Annotated in this window: 15 protein-coding genes; 8 read left to right on the forward strand and 7 right to left on the reverse strand. The window is 46.2% G+C overall.

Features of this window, described 5'->3' with window-relative positions; translation table 11 throughout:
• Window positions 1–2,430: putative Ig domain-containing protein (locus tag AWU77_RS06990; protein ID WP_193747510.1), on the forward strand; the 2,430-nt coding region annotated here is incomplete at its 5' end.
• Window positions 2,431–2,876: 446 nt separating this feature from the next.
• Here the strand turns inward: AWU77_RS06990 and AWU77_RS20995 are convergent.
• A complete protein-coding gene (locus AWU77_RS20995) occupies window positions 2,877–3,017 on the reverse strand; it encodes a transposase domain-containing protein (RefSeq protein ID WP_084618167.1) in 141 nt (46 codons plus the stop codon).
• Window positions 3,018–3,655: 638 nt separating this feature from the next.
• Here AWU77_RS20995 and AWU77_RS07000 point away from each other — a divergent pair.
• The 3 genes from AWU77_RS07000 (at window position 3,656) to AWU77_RS07010 (ending at window position 6,066) form a co-directional block, all read left to right on the forward strand.
• Complete coding sequence (locus AWU77_RS07000; protein ID WP_225318678.1) at window positions 3,656–4,174, forward strand: hypothetical protein; 519 nt, start codon at window positions 3,656–3,658, stop codon at window positions 4,172–4,174.
• A 4-nt stretch (window positions 4,175–4,178) separates the two neighbouring features.
• Window positions 4,179–5,585, forward strand: coding sequence for a DEAD/DEAH box helicase (locus AWU77_RS07005; protein ID WP_062060803.1), 1,407 nt, complete (start codon window positions 4,179–4,181; stop codon window positions 5,583–5,585).
• Window positions 5,586–5,877: 292 nt separating this feature from the next.
• Window positions 5,878–6,066: a hypothetical protein gene (locus tag AWU77_RS07010; protein ID WP_062060806.1), complete on the forward strand. Its 189-nt coding sequence runs from the start codon at window positions 5,878–5,880 to the stop codon at window positions 6,064–6,066.
• A gap of 429 nt (window positions 6,067–6,495) precedes the next feature.
• Here AWU77_RS07010 and AWU77_RS07015 read toward each other — a convergent pair whose 3' ends face one another.
• The 6 genes from AWU77_RS07015 to AWU77_RS20330 are packed head-to-tail and all read right to left on the reverse strand — an operon-like array spanning window position 6,496 to window position 13,658.
• Window positions 6,496–7,488 (reverse strand): serine/threonine protein kinase, encoded by a 993-nt coding sequence (locus tag AWU77_RS07015; protein ID WP_062060809.1) that lies wholly within the window; start codon window positions 7,486–7,488, stop codon window positions 6,496–6,498.
• 12 nt (window positions 7,489–7,500) lie between these two features.
• The gene (locus AWU77_RS07020; RefSeq protein ID WP_062060812.1) at window positions 7,501–7,926 is read right to left on the reverse strand and encodes a hypothetical protein; all 426 of its coding nucleotides are present in this window, start codon (window positions 7,924–7,926) and stop codon (window positions 7,501–7,503) included.
• Entirely contained in the window at window positions 7,923–10,022 is a 2,100-nt protein-coding gene (locus AWU77_RS07025) for a hypothetical protein (protein ID WP_062060815.1), read from the reverse strand. Before AWU77_RS07025 ends, AWU77_RS07020 begins: the two co-directional genes overlap by 4 nt.
• 1 nt (window position 10,023) lies before the next feature.
• Entirely contained in the window at window positions 10,024–11,991 is a 1,968-nt protein-coding gene (locus tag AWU77_RS07030) for a hypothetical protein (protein ID WP_062060818.1), read from the reverse strand.
• Window positions 11,988–13,469 carry a site-specific integrase gene (locus AWU77_RS07035; protein WP_062060820.1) on the reverse strand — a complete coding sequence of 494 codons (1,482 nt, stop codon included), beginning with the start codon at window positions 13,467–13,469 and terminating at the stop codon, window positions 11,988–11,990. The genes AWU77_RS07030 and AWU77_RS07035 overlap by 4 nt, the downstream gene beginning before the upstream one ends.
• 51 nt (window positions 13,470–13,520) lie before the next feature.
• Window positions 13,521–13,658 (reverse strand): hypothetical protein, encoded by a 138-nt coding sequence (locus AWU77_RS20330; protein ID WP_238582335.1) that lies wholly within the window; start codon window positions 13,656–13,658, stop codon window positions 13,521–13,523.
• A gap of 196 nt (window positions 13,659–13,854) precedes the next feature.
• On the opposite strand from AWU77_RS20330, the gene AWU77_RS07040 reads away from it, so the two are divergent.
• The 4 genes from AWU77_RS07040 (at window position 13,855) to AWU77_RS20470 (ending at window position 16,751) form a co-directional block, all read left to right on the forward strand.
• A complete protein-coding gene (locus AWU77_RS07040) occupies window positions 13,855–14,616 on the forward strand; it encodes a ParA family protein (RefSeq protein WP_062060823.1) in 762 nt (253 codons plus the stop codon).
• A gap of 77 nt (window positions 14,617–14,693) precedes the next feature.
• Window positions 14,694–15,155 carry a hypothetical protein gene (locus AWU77_RS07045; RefSeq protein WP_062060826.1) on the forward strand — a complete coding sequence of 154 codons (462 nt, stop codon included), beginning with the start codon at window positions 14,694–14,696 and terminating at the stop codon, window positions 15,153–15,155.
• A 311-nt stretch (window positions 15,156–15,466) separates the two neighbouring features.
• Window positions 15,467–16,540 (forward strand): M23 family metallopeptidase, encoded by a 1,074-nt coding sequence (locus tag AWU77_RS07050; RefSeq protein ID WP_062060829.1) that lies wholly within the window; start codon window positions 15,467–15,469, stop codon window positions 16,538–16,540.
• A 55-nt stretch (window positions 16,541–16,595) separates the two neighbouring features.
• Window positions 16,596–16,751 carry a hypothetical protein gene (locus AWU77_RS20470; protein WP_193747511.1) on the forward strand — a complete coding sequence of 52 codons (156 nt, stop codon included), beginning with the start codon at window positions 16,596–16,598 and terminating at the stop codon, window positions 16,749–16,751.
• Window positions 16,752–16,970 lie beyond the last annotated feature (219 nt).

Consider the following 16,970-nt stretch of genomic DNA (forward strand, 5'->3'; position numbering starts at 1 on the left):
TTAGCGGGTGGCGGTGCCTTACCGGCGTGGTTAAGTTTTGATGCCGTGACGCGTACCTTTAGTGGCACACCTGCGAATGCCGATGTGGGTTCAATCTCCATTGACGTGATTGCCAACGATGGCAATGGCGGTATTGTTACAGACACATTTGATTTGACGGTTTATGCAGGCATCAACAATTTACCAACGGTTGCTAACGCTATTCCCGATCAGAATGCGACTGAAGATTCTGTTTTCAATTTCCAGTTTTCATCTAATACCTTTGCTGATGTGGATGCTGGCGATACCTTGATCTATAGCGCGCAATTAGCGGGTGGTGGTGCATTACCTGTGTGGTTAAGTTTCGATGCAGCGACTCGCACCTTTAGCGGAATGCCAACCAATGGTGATGTGAGCTCGATTTCGATTGATGTCATTGCCAGCGATGGCAACGGCGGCACTGTCACTGATACGTTTGTCATTTCTGTTGCCAACACCAACGATGCGCCCACCGTCGCCAATGCGATTCCTGATCAAAACGCCACTGAAGATGCTGCGTTTAATTTCCAATTTGCATCCAACACCTTTAGCGATGTCGATGTCGGCGATACGCTCACTTACAGTGTGCAATTAGAGGGTGGCGGTGCCTTACCCGCGTGGTTAATTTTTAATGCGGCGACTCGCACATTTAGCGGTACGCCGACAAATGGCGATGTTGGTACTGTATCGATTGAAGTGATTGCCAACGATGGAAATGGCGGTATTGTTACAGATAGGTTCGATATTGTTATTAGTGAAGCTATTGGCAACATTAATCAGGCTCCTGTGCTTGTAAATCCCATTCCTAGTCAGAGTGCGACTGAGGATGTTGCATTTAATTTTCAGTTTGCCGCGAATACATTTATCGATGCTGATGTAGGCGATACCCTAACTTACCGCGTACAGTTAGTGGGTGGCGGTGCATTGCCCCCTTGGTTGAGTTTTGATGCGGCGACTCGCACATTCAGTGGGGTGCCCACGAATAATGACGTAGATACGCTATCGATTGAAGTTGTCGCCAGCGATGGCCAGGCGACCTCCTCGGCTCAATTTCAATTGAATGTACTGGTCGTAAATGATCGTCCCATTGCAGGTGAAATGATTGTCATCAACAACCTGGAAGATGCATCGGGGGATCAGCTTGATTTGCGGGTGCTATTTTCGGATGAGGAAACCGCAAGCAGCGATTTGGTGTTCTCTGTAGTGAGTAATTCTAATCCCGGCTTGGTGATTAGCGCAGTCATTGATCCTGCTACCGGCTTGATACAGTTTCATTATGGGGCAAATCAATTTGGCACTAGTGATCTGGTTATCAGGGCGCAAGATGAGCAGGGTGCTTGGGTTGAGTCTGTGGTGCGCATCAATATTGCCTCTGTAAATGATGTGCCTGTGTCTGAGGCAATTGCGGATATTACTGTCTACGCAGGAAGTCTGCCGCTCTCAACGGATTTGCAAACGGTATTCAGTGATATCGAAGATGGGTATTTATTGAGTTGGTCGGTCGTAGAAAATACCAATCAGTTGGTCGTAACAGCAATTCAGATTGACCCTGTTACCGGAATCATGACCTTGGTGTTTGCTGATCAGGCATTGGGGGTATCAGTCGTTACTTTGCGAGCTCAAGACAGTGATGGTGCCTGGGTGGAAACCAGCTTTCAAGTAACTGTGATTGAACCAGAGGTGGTTTCTCCCAGGCCGCCGGTTGAGCCTCCCGTCACTCCACCAGTTGCTCCACCGATCAATCCGCCATCAGTTGAGCGTCCTCTAAATCCTCCGACTGAATTGCCGGTAGTTCCCCCGATAGTGCCGCCAGAAACAATTATAACGCCGCCGCTGCCGAACGAAAATGAGGGGGAAAATACAGGAGATGTTGGTGAGCTAGGAGAGGGTATTTACTCCTCTGATGGAAGTGCGATATCAAGCGGAAATGATGATGTAAACAATACTGATCAAAATGATAAGTCCAGTCGTGACATTGAGCGAGCAAACAAAATGCAGCTCGATAATAATCTTTTGCTCAGCTCGCTTACGGCATCTCCGAGACTCGCTGCCCTGATTGCTCCTGATTCTGGTTTTACACCTTGGGATGCTGCAGATTTTGACAACGAGATTCATCGATTGCGCGCACAAATGGATGAGGCTTTGGAGGAGGAGCAAAATCGTAGAGCTGTAGTCTCAGGGTTAATTTTTTCAATTACTACCGGCATATTGGTCTGGTCTTTGAGAGCAAGTAGCTTGCTGTTGATGCTGGTATCTTTGTTACCTTTATGGCGAGGTTTCGACCCTCTACCCGTTCTTGACGAGGTAAACAAAAAGAAAAAGGAACTTCTGCGGCAGCGTAAAGATAAAAAACAAGAAGATCGTGAAGTTCGTGAAGTGGGGTATTTGTTTGACCACAATAAGGGAGGGTAGATCGCTGCTGAGTAGGTCTCTTTAGTGATAATGAAATGAGAATTGACTCCTTTTTAATCGCATTTCAAGCAATAGTGTGGTTTCAGTGATCTGATTGGTTTAGCAAGTACGAAATTGCTGCTCAACATCGTAAGCGTCCTATCAACCCCACCTAGCCTTGCCCTAAGCGTACATGTAACACGAAACTATGGCCAATATCCTACAAGCTTTTCAGTCTCTACCCACCCTTTTCAGCAAGCAAAATATTTAAAATAAGTAGCGAAAGGACGCTAACCGAAACAGGATGCAACGGTTAAAGGGATTGGTTTAAGGATGAAGCTGCAAAATGGACGACATTAGGGATCAGGCATGATGCCGAGCTGATTGGGAGATCACTTACCCGCGCAGGAAGTAAAGGGGCTAGCTGGATGTGATGCCTCTTTTTTTGACGTTTGGATTCTATTTTTCTAATCCGCATTTAATTTCACCGTCCACGGTATAAGATCTTCTAGCCGATCATCCTCAGTGTGTTTGGGAATTTCTGTCAGCAAATGCTCAGTATACTTCACCGGATTTAGATTATTCCCTCTTGCGCTGGGTTCGTACATTTGGTGACGTGGTTTTTATCGTCGGTGCTTTAGCTGTGAGCTGGCAGGTTGTGTAGGGTTTATTTTCCTCATCAAGAGGTGGTGTGTTAACAATCGATCCAGCTAGGACGCCTGAAAAAAAGAAACTGTGTGCTGCGGTAATTGTGGCGGTAAATAAGGTGTAACAGTTAAGTCTTAAGCCGGATATTGAGTTTAATGTCCGGTTTAATTTAAGAGCACCTCTGAAAATAAGATTTTAAATTCATAAGTTGAACTCTTTTCGAATATTTTTGGGGTGAGTACTACGGCAATTGGTAAGCATGCTCGCTACAAGATCAATCTTTTCGCTCGGCTTCTTTAATCGACTTAATGATCACTTCAATCCCTTCGTGAGGATCTGCTCCTATCGCGTGGCAGTACCTCACGAATTCTACAAGCTCTATCTTCTTTCTATCTTGCTCCATTTTCCCAACACTGGTCCAATGGGCTCCAATCATAGGGGCTAGGTCACGCAAAGTTAACGAAGTTGCTGCTCGCTTTTGCTTCAGCCAAAAGCGAAGCTTTGCATAATGAGGTGAGTACGAAGATGTTTTCATTGTAGCGATATTAGATACAAGCTAGAATGTAGCGAAATTCACTACAATTCAAATAAGCATCAAATGAAGCCAAAACACCTAAAGCATGAAGTATTTAGTGCTTTCCAAGAACTGATAGGAAGCCGTTTTACGGTTGCTCAAGCCGTATCTGTTTACATGGCAAGCCCATTTTGCTCTCACTCGGACGTAAAACCCGCACGGCAATTTGTCTACAGAAACATGAAGCGGCTTATTCAAGCTGGTGAACTGGAAAAAATCGGTCCTGATGGCGGTTGGCAAAAATACCGTTTTACTGAGAGCTTTAACGCAAGGTTAACTGCAGATGTATCTCTCATTTCAGGTCAACCGATAGTGCAAGAGGCATCAAATATAAGTGCGAATCTTATCGAAAGGCTAAATCACCAAAAGTTGGAATTACTTACCACAATGGGTGAAGCTGAAGAGTACGACGCGATTTTCAAAGAATTACCAGAGATGCGCGGGCAAATTCAATCGCTTTATAACGATTCGCGAGATAGGTGTTCCAAATTATTGGGGAAAGTTAAAGCGCTCGAAAATCTCATCTCATTAAATTCAAGATAAAAATATGCAATTAAGACGCTGGCAATCCGAATGTATTTCAAAGGCTCTGCATAAGTTCTCAGTAATGGGTAATCACTTTCTCTGCTTGGCTACGCCAGGTGCTGGCAAAACAGTTATGGCGTCAGTCTTGGCTACCAAACTGCTCGAACATAATCAGATAGATCTCATTCTGTGCTTTTCACCTTCGGTCACAGTATCAAGTGACTTTGAGCAGGCACTTGCAGATCACACCAATGCCCGAATGGACGGACTGTTAGGCTCTAAAGGGCGTTCACTCACCTACCAAGCAATGCTTTATTTAGATGATGAGTTCTGGAAGCTATTTGATACGAACAGGATATTTGTGATATTTGATGAAATTCATCACTGTGCTGGCGATGGATTAGGTAATGCGAATGCATGGGGACAAAAAATTATTCAGCATATTCAAGGTCGTGCTACTTATTCTTTAGCACTTACGGGTACCCCTTGGCGTTCTGATCAAATTCCTATTGCACTTTCGAGTTATTGCCAACAACAAAAAATTCATTGCGATTATGTATATGGTTTGACGCAGGCAGTTGCGGACAACGTGTGTAGAAGCCCAAAAATTACGCTGATTGACAATGATAAAGTTTGGATTAAGCACAATAATGAAGTATTTAAGTTTTCATGCTTTGGCGAGTTACTAAAAAAATCCAAATGCTCCTATCAACAATTGATAGAAAACGAAGCTCTCATTTCCTACTTCATCGATAAGTCGTCAAAAAAATTATCCGCAATTAGAAAACAGCATTCAAGCGCAGGTGGTCTTATTGTTGCTGCCTCGGTAGAGCATGCCAATAAAATTTCCGAGATATTGTATCGTCGGACCGGAGATCAAGCGTATATAGCAACCTATAGAGAAGAAGATCCACTAAACATAATCAATAGGTTCAAATTTAATTCTGAAAAATGGATTATTTCCGTTGGGATGATCAGCGAGGGAACCAATATACCTAGGTTGCGAGTGTGTTGTCATTTAACCCGAGTTAAAACGGAGCTACATTTTCGACAAGTTTTGGGTAGGATATTGCGAAGCAGTACTGAAGCAAATGAAGAAGGTTTTCTCTATATGCCTGCTGAACCCAATCTTCTCGAATATGCCACTCGTGTTGCACAAGAAATACCAGATGGTGTTGCTATTAAATTTGACTCTATGTCGAAGGCGCAAGATCGTGAATGTGATGCTTTAATTCTGAAGGGCGACGATAATCTCGCCACGAGTGTAATCCTGGCGGTCGATTGCAGCTCTACTGACGATTCAGATCTGGAATTAGATCTTAGTCATCAAGCAGGGCTAACTTCACTCGCTAGATCATATGAATCTACAGTTAATATCTTTGGCAGGTTTAAACAAGAACTCCTGTCGCTACCGCTTACTGCTTGTTGATGCTGGCGCAATGCTCAAATATATCGTTCCGACAATTTTTTATTTTTCTTTCGATCTAGCCTGCGAAACTAATTTGTAGTGCATGAAAGAGGCTTAGCTGAAAAATCAAATAACTGCGTGTTGATTTATGTATGAAATTGGTCGTTTTTTGCGTTTAAGAATGACCCAGGATAATAGGTGTTAGTAATCATCCTAACTGGTTTTTTCAATATTTTAAGTTGGTCAATATTCAATGCCAAAATGGGTCCGCATTGAATGAAAATCAATAACTCTATCTTTAAAAGTGGAAACTATGTCTGATATTAATGACGAATTTTATGCTCTGTTAATACGTATATCCTCTCCAAAAACCCGCAGAGCAGGTGACGCTTTTTTCTCAGCTGATCCTCTGGACTTGTCCATTACGTATTCACCAGACAATTTTGATAGCTTCGATGTTCAGCCTGATGGCAAGTCGACTGACATCATCGGTAAGAAATGATGATCCCTTTATGCAGTTATTCTTTCGAACCGAGCAATAATCATCCTTTTTTTCTTGCTGGCTTGTGGAATTTTTCCTCATATTAAAACATCATCATTAAGATACAGTAGTCATTTTCTTTAGAATCATCGAGATGCGAATTCGCACCAATTTTTTCACACAATCGTAAACCATTTACCCACTTTATTGCATCAATTTACCTAATTGGAGCGGTAAGTTGGCATGAGGTTGCGTTGATAAACTGGATAACAGGTGCGGCATTCAAGTGTAGCTGAACAGCAAATATATCTCTGAAGAAGAAAATGCATAAAGGATTGCTCAAAGCCTTGCTGAACAGCTCTGTATTACGACGAAGTTATTTTCAGGCTGAATACTATTTAGGCGCCCTCACTCTGGGGGGATCAATCTAGTTCGGAATGAAAAAATTCTCTAATAATTTCCTGAAGACCTTAAGAGTGCTGGCTCTTGAAGGTTCGCAAACTGTTCTCGCAATTGAAGGACATGTTCTGCCCAGTAGCGCTCGGTATTAAACCATGTAAACGTTGATGGGAATGCCGGATCAGTCCAACGTCTCGCAATCCAGGCGGCGTAATTCAGCATACGAAGAGTTCTGAGGGGCTCTATCAAACATAGTTCTGAATCGTTGAAGTCATGGAACATCTCATAGCCTTCTAACAGTGCATCGAGCTGCGTAGTTCGATCTTGGCGATCACCACTCAACAACATCCACAAGTCTTGTACAGCAGGTCCCATGCGGCAATCATCGAAGTCAACAAATACACCGCGGTCTTCTCGCCACAAAATGTTGCCCGGGTGGCAATCAGCATGAATACGAATTGGTGAATAAGCACACTCACTGAATCGCTGTTCTATTATTTTAATAATATCTTTAGTCAGTGATTCGTAGGCCGGAAGGAGGCTCGGTGGAATAAAATTATTACTCAGGAGAAATTCCCGACTATCGATACCATAACTCTTGATATCAAGCAGTGACCGATGACTGAAGGGCTTTATCGATCCAATTGCGTGTAATCTTCCAAGCGAGCGACCAAGTAATTCTAAAGTGTCTAAGTTATCTAGCTCTGGCGCATGCCCTCCAGCTCGTGGAAATAATGCGAATGTAAATTCTCCGTCCCGATGAGCACTTACTCCGCTTTCATGTACTAACGGTGGAACAATTGGCCACTCTGCTACTGCAAGCTCTTTACAAAAGTCATGCTCCTCACTTACTTGCTCAAACGACCACCGGGACGGTCTATAGAATTTTGCGATGAGGGGCGCAGAGTCGGCAATTCCGATTTGAAATACACGATTTTCGTAAGAATTCAATGCATTTAAACGACCATCACATTGATATCCCAAGCACTCAACGGCATCAAGAATTCGTTCTGGTGTTAAGGTGCTGTAGGGATGGTCTGACATATTTTGAACTCATTAGTAAGGTACATCGGTGCTTTTGGGATCCACTCGCACATCAGTCACTATGCCATACTGAGGAACCTCTCCGCCGAGTTTACGGATAACTTTTGCCATCTCTGCATTAAGATATAGCAGAGACATGTAGCGGCTGCGGGCGATATCCAGATCACGTTTGAGTTGCTCTATCTCAGCAGACTGATTGGGATTGTTCTGAGTTCGCGTTTTCTTGCGGGGTGGGGGCTGCTCGCTTGATGCAGATTCAATTTCTGCAATAAGTTGTTCAAATCCTGGGCGATTGCGAATGGTGCCACGTTTCCGTCCTGCTTCAAGTGCGACTTGATCCTTATTAATTGGGGAACCCTTGGGGACACGAACCGGCGCATTTTTTTTGAGCCTTTCTAGTGCGGCAAAATATTCCATGATGGTACTGGTTGTCTTCATTGTTTAGTTGTCGCCGGTTTCAGGTATGTAGAGTTTATAAAATCAATCTCTTGGTTAATAAGTTGGTACGGGCGGCTCTTCGGTGATATCGAAGCCAAGTCAAAGCGAAGGCTTTCGATGTAAGTCTCAAGTTTTTCTGGTTTTAAGATTGCGTGCTTACAACCACTCGTACAAGGTAAGACCAAATCGATCGCAAAATGAGGGCAGCTGCCTTTCAGAACACAGCCACCTACCGGAGTTTCTTTGAAACTGAATTTACCTTGTTTGACAGCCATTTGGGTTTCTTTTTGGCTGTGGAAGATTCTAGGTAGGCTATTTCTGTCCTTTGCGCGCTGAATATCTGCTCCAATAGGTCCGCACAGTTGCTGTTCAGATCGAATTACTTGTTCATGAAAGCGAACGCTCGTGTTGAATGCAACAGCATCACGGAACGACATCAGTACACTGCCGCCATCAATGGGCCTGCCACTTTCATCAATGAGAAAGTTTTGGGCATAGCTTGAGTTCTCTGAGTAAAGCGCCGTCATCACTTCAGATAGGTGCTTAAATTGCGTTTTTAGTGTTGGTAAAGATACCATTCCAGAGCGGCTTGCATAGACGGCTACTGAGCGTCGGAATTGATGTGACGATAGTGGCCAAAGTTTTCCCACTGCAAAATTGGGGTTTTCATCCCATGCTCGAAATGCATCGAACACTCGCAATTCCTCCAAATCTTCCGCTTTGATCGTCAAGTCAAGCGATAGACAAGCGGCACGCCAAGATTTTGTATCGAATAGGGTGGTCGCTATCGGTAGCGAATAATGAACGTTAGGCGTAATTGTATTGAAGCCTTTTCCTATAAAAAGGGGGGCATTGTTTGGTAATTCATCTCCAATTTGATGACTTCTAAACCAGGTGAGGGTGGAAAGTTGCTGCGCGATGCTGGCGGCATAAAGCCCCTCCTTCGAGGTTGCCCACACCAGCGGGCGACTGTAGTGCCCTTTCTGTGTAAACTTTTGGAGGTAAGACACAAACACCGGTAAATTTCCTAGCCCCTTTGTAGTAGAGTTCACTATCGGCCTAAAAGGCATAACTTGTACCTCGGATATTCGCATACCTGAGAATGCGTGGATCAGGAATATACAGAGCACTTGCAAGTGTGTGATGTGCGAATCAATCGAATTTAAGTTGTTTAGGCCCACCTGTTTTGCGTAGGCCGTAAGGCCAAAGCGCTCAAGCGTCTCGGCGGTGTTAAGGCTATGCTCCTTGACCTCAGGCCATGTCTGGAATGTGCAATTTGGGTATAGCCTCATCACTCGCTTCAGATTTTCCGCGTAGCTACGGCTTTCATTCGAACACAGACTCGGGTCTGCGTTCATTGCTTTGATATAGGCTTCTAGGCGCGGCAAATAGGGCTCAGCAGCTTTCAATTGCTCTTGCGCACCGCCTATTATCTTGCCTAACAACCGTGTGGGAATCAGAGGGTGATGCTCTTTCTGATCTTCCCGTGTGCGGGCTTTACTTTGAATGAGTGTCAATATATCGGTTAAATTTGCCTCCGGGACAAGTCGAGGCACGTCGCACTCAATAGTATTTAGTTGTTGCCAGAATGCAATGTCTCGTAGTAGCCCCATTAATGCAGTTGGCAAGCTAAACCCGTCGTCTACATTCGAGATCGAGCTGCGCAATGCCACTTGAAACTGTAAGCTCGTATCGGCCTCAGCGAGTGATAGGTTAAGCCCATGGGCTAATTTGGCAATCGCTCGCAGAATCGATAGTGATTGCCGTACATGAACCATTCCCCGCGAGCGCCCTGCGTTTGTGGCTGTTTCAAAAATGTTAAGCCAACAAACAGTTTTTATCTCTTCTGTGAGCCTGCGCGCCAGCGCGTCCATCGGTCCTTGAGTCTTCGCATCCCACCAGCTCACAAAATTGAAGGTGTTATTGGCACCATAAACGCGTAGATCCCATTTGTTGTCTTTGAAATAACTCAGTACGTCACCCTTCTTATTGCGTGCAATCACATAGTTTGGGTCAATACCTAATTTTGATACATGGTTGATCGTGTCAGGTGCTTGATGCGAGTCAGGGTTGGCACAATGGATCTGAAACGCCATATTATGTCCCTTCTATTTCAAGTAGTGCGTTTATTTTGGCTCCCCAATATTGGTCTCGCTCACCGCGCTCAAAGCGTATGATTGCATCTTTCACATACAGTGAGATTTCGTCACTCATGTCAGAAAGATCTTCTAGTATCTGTTGGATACGATTCAAATATGGCGCGAATTTTTGGAATTGCTCATCGATATTGATTGAGCTGATGCGGCTCTGAGTCTCGATCCAGAGCTTGATGGTTAGCAAGCGTAATATGCTTTCAATGTCGGCATGCAAGCCAAAGTGCACGCAAAATATACACGTAATAGGGGCGCTACAGCGTGGCTCAATTGCAAGCTCCTCAAAACCCTCGACGCATTTTGGTCCATCCTGTTCCAAGTCACAGACGCCTGTGAGCGTTATTTCACCATCGCTAATGATTCGTACAGGCTTAATATCCATATGACGCAGTTCCGCAGCCTTTGCTTGTGCTGCAAAGTAGTCGTTCATTGCTTTTGCTGCTTCTTCATGATTTTTGAAAGCATAGTGCCTTTCAATAGTTCTTGGTGATGCCAATTGCATACTAGAGACCATAGCGATGTTGCCGCCGGAGGCTTCTAACAGGTTCACTGATTTGTGCTTACGCGCAGCCCGGGTGGCCAGTGCTGGCGCGCGCGCAGGCCAGAGACTTAGCTGCCGCATAGCGTTGCCCGATAGTAAACTATAGGGGACTCGGTCAGCGCGGTCAGTAATAAGAAATAATCCCAACTTTGGCGGAGCTTCGATCTGCTGGGTCATCCAACCGTGTAACTTGAGATATATTTTCCAAGTAGTTTGAGCGAAGCGAAGATCCACATGTTGTTCTTGTTGCTCAAAGCTAGCGCGCCCTTTGATAGCTCTAGTCGTTGCTAACCCCACTGCTCTGTCTAATCGAACGTTTTGACAGTCAATACTGACGAGGTGCGCAGCATTGTTCCCGGTCTCCGCCATCAACAGATGCGCAAAATGGCGCGTGGCATGGTTCGCCAACTCGTGAAGTGTGAATTGACTAAACTTGCGGTTATTTTCCTGTAACCGCTTGAAGCTATCAGGATTGATGGGCGGGACGCTATGCTCAGCTAGCAGCGCATTAAATGCACTGGCCTTGCCTTCAAATACCCCTTCACGTCGGAAAAAAAAGGGCTGCCAATCAGCGCGACCTCCCTTCACTCGTGTTGACCAGCCGTTCGCATTGTTTGATATCTGGCTGTAGAAAATCAGGTCCTCGAAACCTAGATCTGCCAATTTGACCACCACTGGTGGGGCGATGTTATTGAGGACAGCATGAGTGAATGCCTCAAAGTAGCGCTGATGGAGGGCGTAAGCCACTGCATGTTCATCGGCGGTTGTTGCGGGTGCAGGCAACTCATTCATCCCCATTTTTTTTTGAGGAATTCGTATTGCCCAACTTTGCACCACTTTAGGATCATGTCCGCTGGCCTGACTACAGATATATATCAATGCTGATTGCAGGTTTTGAGCCATAGGATAGCCGATCGATATAGCCCTATCACCCACATTAGACAGGCGCAGGCGGTGACGAATATGATCGGTGCAATCTCGGTAGAGCCCTCGGGCGCCCTCAAGGCTATATAGCTCAGCCGAGCGCTCATGCCGGTCAATCCAATCGAATATGGACTCAATCCAGCAAAAATCGGGAATACCTGAATGACCCTCTAGTAGTCCTTTAATGATCGGTTGGATCAAGGAGGCTCGTTTGGCGCAAAAGCTTAAAGGGTTGACTTTCTTTCGCTCATTGAAGGATCTAATAGTAGGATCGAGCGATCGACGATCGAGATAGCAGACACGGTATGTTTTTAGATAGCGCATTTTCTTGCCCTGACCTTGATCAATGCAAGTTAATTCTGGCCTGAACGTCGGTGCTATATCAAAACTGTTCTTGGGCAGCGTATTCAGTTCGGGTAGGGTGTAAGTGATCGCGCCGTTTGTCATGTCCGAAGCTGCTCTATTGTGCGATTGATTCTCTCGTGATGATATGCGCTTGCTTTTCTGACTATTGAGTTGCTCTTATCGTAATTCAGGTAGCTTTGAGTCGTGTTAAAGTTCGAATGCCCCATACGCTGTTTGAGTTCGTCGCGGATATCCATGGACCCGGAGGCATCTGCGTCTCGAATAAAGTTCATTCCGTATGTTGCCCGAAGGTCATGGAATCTAAACGTGTTGAAGTCTGGATGATTCACGCGGATATCTTTTATTAAGCGACTTAAGTAGTTTCTCACGGCATTACCCGTTTGGACGGTGAAAGTAACGCGATCTCGCGCCGAAATACGTTTGCTAAATTGCCCCTCTTGGCGGTCAATAATCTCGGAGGTGCTTGTGTAAAAAGGTGACCCGTTTGAGGCGAGAAAAACATAGTTCTCGTGGCTCTCTTCATAAAAACTGAGTGCCCGACGGCCCCGACATTCGTCTGATTCAATGTAATCGCGCAGCATTCGAACCAACTCAATAGGTACGTGGAGCCGATAGCGCTTTTGATTTTTTGTATCAACTCCAGTGCCATCACCGACTCGAAGAAGCACCTCGCCATTTTTTGGGGATTTCTTGAGGAGATCGTAGATATCTTTAACTCTGAGTGTACAAACAGTTTGGAGGCGAGCTCCTGTGAAAAGGGTCACAAAGCACATTAATTGGAAAGCTCGATTGTTGCTTTTACTGAGCTGTTGAAGGAATAGGTTCTGCTCGTTCTCTGTCAGTGGTCTCAGGGTTCCGCCGTCCGCAATCTCGCCCACGTGGTTACGCTGTGGTTTGGGAATCTTGAAGTTAGAAGTCTCTACAATTTTCATCATCTGAAGGCCGATCGAATTAACAATCGGGATGCCAACAAAGGAGCTTTTGTAAGCACTGTGTTCGATTGCGGATTCCGCTACCAGCTTCCATGCTAAAAGCCCACGATAGAATCCGATTACTGCTTGCATACGAGCTTTAGCTACGCTTAGAGAGATCGGCTGGCCGCTCTTCTCACGCAAGAGCCTTTTTAGGTATCTGTAGTAAGCCCAGGTAACCCGCTTCTCTTCTTCGATTGGGAAGTACAGCTCATGAATATCTTTGCCTTCGTTGCGTAAGTGCTCAATCCACCGTAAATACATAATCAGGTGTTTGGCTATCGATCTAAGCGTATCGATAATTGGCGGGGCAAGCTTCGCCATTTCTGTGAACTTACTCATCAGGTACAGGTTCCCTAAGTCCCAGGGGGTGCCGTCGCCACGAATTAGGACTGGAAAGTTACGAATCACACCGTCTTCAATCGGTGAAAACTGAAGGGACAGGTCGGTGTATTTCAATCTTGAAAAACGCGCCACTCTTTGATCTCGCTGCGGGTCGAAGGCAATTTGTGCAGGAACAAATACATCGATGCAGGAGAGTCGCGCCGTTGAATTTAATGCCTGTTTCGATTTTTTATCGTCTCGCATAAGTGATCTCTTGCAGCAGCTTTGTACATACATTCAATCACGTTAAGGGGGTTATGTATACATGTGCACGTTAAGGGTATCGTAGCTGTTGAGGGCAAGAATGCGGGCATCGGTCAGGAAGCCGGTGCTATCAATCGCATCCAGCACCATATCGGGCGTGAGAAGTTCATAGGGATGGGACTGGGTCATAACCGCTGCTCGCTAAAATGAACGGAGATTGTACCTGCCGCCAGTCAGTTGCGCTTGGATATGCGCCGGTTCGCGTTTTTACGCCGCTGATGGCGTATAAATTTTGAAGGATTTGGATAAAAATGCTACAAGTTATTATTGTTATTGAATAATTCATGCGTGATCGCAGTGCAACTTCGTCAAAAACGGAATTCCTATGATAAAAATCGCTTTTTACAATCTCAAAGGTGGTGTTGGTAAAACTACTACCGCCGTCAATATGGCCTATATGGCTGCAGCGGCGAAAAAGAATGTGATCCTCTGGGATCTCGACCCGCAGGCCGCCGCCAGCTGGTTTTGCCAGCAGGAGCCGGACGCCACTAAAGCCATCAAACTCTTTAGCAAAGGCAAATCCATTGGTGAGATGGAACTCTACAGCCCTTATCCACGGTTGATGCTGATCCCCGCCGATTTGAGTTTGCGCAGCCTGGACAGTGAATTTGACGAGCTGAGCAAAGATAAAAAATTCCTCAAACAGCTGCTCAAGCCACTGAGTGAAAAAGCCGATATTTTGATTTTTGACTGCCCGCCCACGCTTTCCCCCAGTGTTGAACAGCTATTGCTGGAAGTGGATATTTTATTAATCCCGATGATTCCCAGCCCTTTATCGATCAGGGCGATGGAGCAAGTAGTCGAATTTCTCAACGGCAAAAAATCCGCGCCGACGCGTATCGTCGGGTTTTTTAATCAGGTGGATATGCGCCGCAGCCTGCACCGCGAGGCAATTGAGAACAGCAAAAAAATGCCGGTGCCCATGCTGAAGACCTATATTCCCAATGACGCCGCGGTCGAGCAAATGGGGCTGCGCCGCGCGCCCCTAACCAGTTACAATCAGCGCAGCCGTGCGGCACTCGCCTATATCGATATGTGGAAAGAAGTGGCGCGTTTATTAAAAGCAGCAGCGAAAGACGGTGAGTAGCTCTTAGGCAAATCACTACATCAATCTCGCGCGCAAGTCAGTTTTCGAATGTCCATTTCCCAATTGTAGAGTTATTCATGATTAAGCTATTGCTCCGCCCTTGCCTGCTTGCAGGCATGTTTGTTATTGCCGGTTGTTCCACTTATACCCAGCAGCCACAAAACCCGCCGCCCGTGGTGAACAAGCCAGGCGTGATTGAACCTAATCAACCGGTCATTCTAAAACCCCAACCCGGATCTGTGCCCAACGCACCTGCACCTGCAGTCGCCGCCTTAAACCCCGCAGCATTGAGCTTGGCTAAACAGGCGCGGCAGCAGTATCAAGCGTTAGATTATCAAGGTGCGATCGCCACCGCCGAGCGCGGCCTGCGCATTGAGCGCCGCTCGGCCGAACTGTATTTGGTGCTGGCACAAAGTTACATCCAACTAGCGCTGCCAGATAAAGCCAGAATGTTTGTGCAGCAGGGGTTGCGTTTTGCTCCGCAGGGATCAGAGACAGAAGATGGACTTTTGAGAGCTAAGGGATTGTTGGGGGATTAATTCCCGTTTTTATAAAAGGTTCGCAAAAAATCCCGAGTCAAATTTTGAACTTGGGATTTTTTTACCGCGTTATTCAAGTTTTTATGCGTACGATTACGCTGCGCTAATCGTACCTACGTACAAAGCCCCCCTTCGTGCAACAAGCTCCAGACTATGCCCCTTGTTTGATAGCCTCATAAACAAGCGAAATAGTTGCTGCTGTGTCAGTGAATATTTCACAGCCGTGTTTGATACGTCCCGGTTATGCTTGTTTTGCGTTACTAAACGCTCACTCGTATTTATTTAAACGGAAATTTAAAAGGATATTTAAAATGAAATCACTTCATGGTTTTACTCGCGCTCTCGCTGTTGCCCGTTCATGGATTGTCGCCTCTGCTGCATTGGTATCTGTCGCAGCCACCGCTGGAGATTTCCCGCTGCGCGCCGATGACATCAACCTCAACTATCGCTACACCACAACAACTCACTGGTCGGGCGGCTCACAGGCCGAGGCCTTGGATATAGTTGCCCGTCGCCACACGGGTAACAGCAAGTGGTCGCAGTTGAAGACGGATTCATCCGCCTCCAATCTCAACTCCAGCTACATAGTCTACGGCGCAAAAATCCGTGCAATGGATGATGGTGTAGTCGTGAACTGCTGGCGCAACGCACCGGAAAACACGCCCGGTTCCAACCACAGCAAGGTAACCGAGGGTTATATCTCCTACGCCGGTAACTACTTGTACGTGCTGCAAGATGATGGCAACTACGCCCTTTACGCTCACGCACAACCGGGCACAATCCCAAGCAACCTTTGCCCCAAAACGGCAACCTACAGCTCAACCGCCAAGCCCGGCTATGTACTGAATGCCGACGGCGCAGTGAGCGGCGGTGCGCGCATCACCAAAGGTCAGTTTTTGGGTAATGTAGGTAATGTGGGTAATTCATCCGGCCCACACTTGCATGTGCATGTACAGACCCCGGGTGGTAGCGCAGTGAAGCTGAAATTCGACCATGGCCAAACCACATCTTTCGCCAATCAAACTGCATCCGTAAATGCAACTTGGAGTCTGTTGAGTGGCAACTCATTACCTGCCGGTGAAGTGATGGTGTGGGCGCCGCATTCCGTAGGCAACTGGACAGTGAACAACATTCCCGCTGCGCGTATGCAATCCTGGTTCAATCACTTTGCCGATTCCGGTGAAATGCCCAACACCTACGCTTGCACCGACAACGGCCAGATTTACAACACCAGCTGGGTGCCATCGCAAGGTGCTTGGGTTGCCTACCACGGCATGAACCTGACTACCTTCAACAACAAGCAATCTACCTTAGCTAGCCAAGGTTTCTACCTGCACGGCTGGTGGTACTGCGGTTCAATCTACACTGGAATCTGGCGCAAATAGTTTGCGCGATTCCACCCACGAAAATTTTGGAAAATTTACTCAAGAGGATTTGAACATGAAACTAATGAAATTCATTTGCGTGTTAGCGGTGGTATTGGGTTCTGCGGGTGCCAATGCCGGGGTGATGATTCCCGACCTGCGCGTGCAAGAGCCGGTCAGCAATTTTAACCCCCAACCTGAACCGCCTGGCACCATGATTATGGTGCAATAAGACGAGTTACCAAGAGGCGATCGCAATGCGATTGCCTCTTGTCATTTCAAGGTAAAAAATTAATTGAAATAATTTTCACCACTTTGCTCACAGCTCCCGTAGGTTGGCGGTGAGGAACGAACCCCAACATGAAAAAGTCGCGACAGAGGAAAATTTTCTCTACAAAAACCTGACCTCAAATAAACGGATTGGTCGCTTAAAGTAAGCACGCCATAACAA

Source organism: Cellvibrio sp. OA-2007 (genome assembly GCF_000953825.1).
Classification (GTDB): Bacteria; Pseudomonadota; Gammaproteobacteria; order Pseudomonadales; family Cellvibrionaceae; genus Cellvibrio.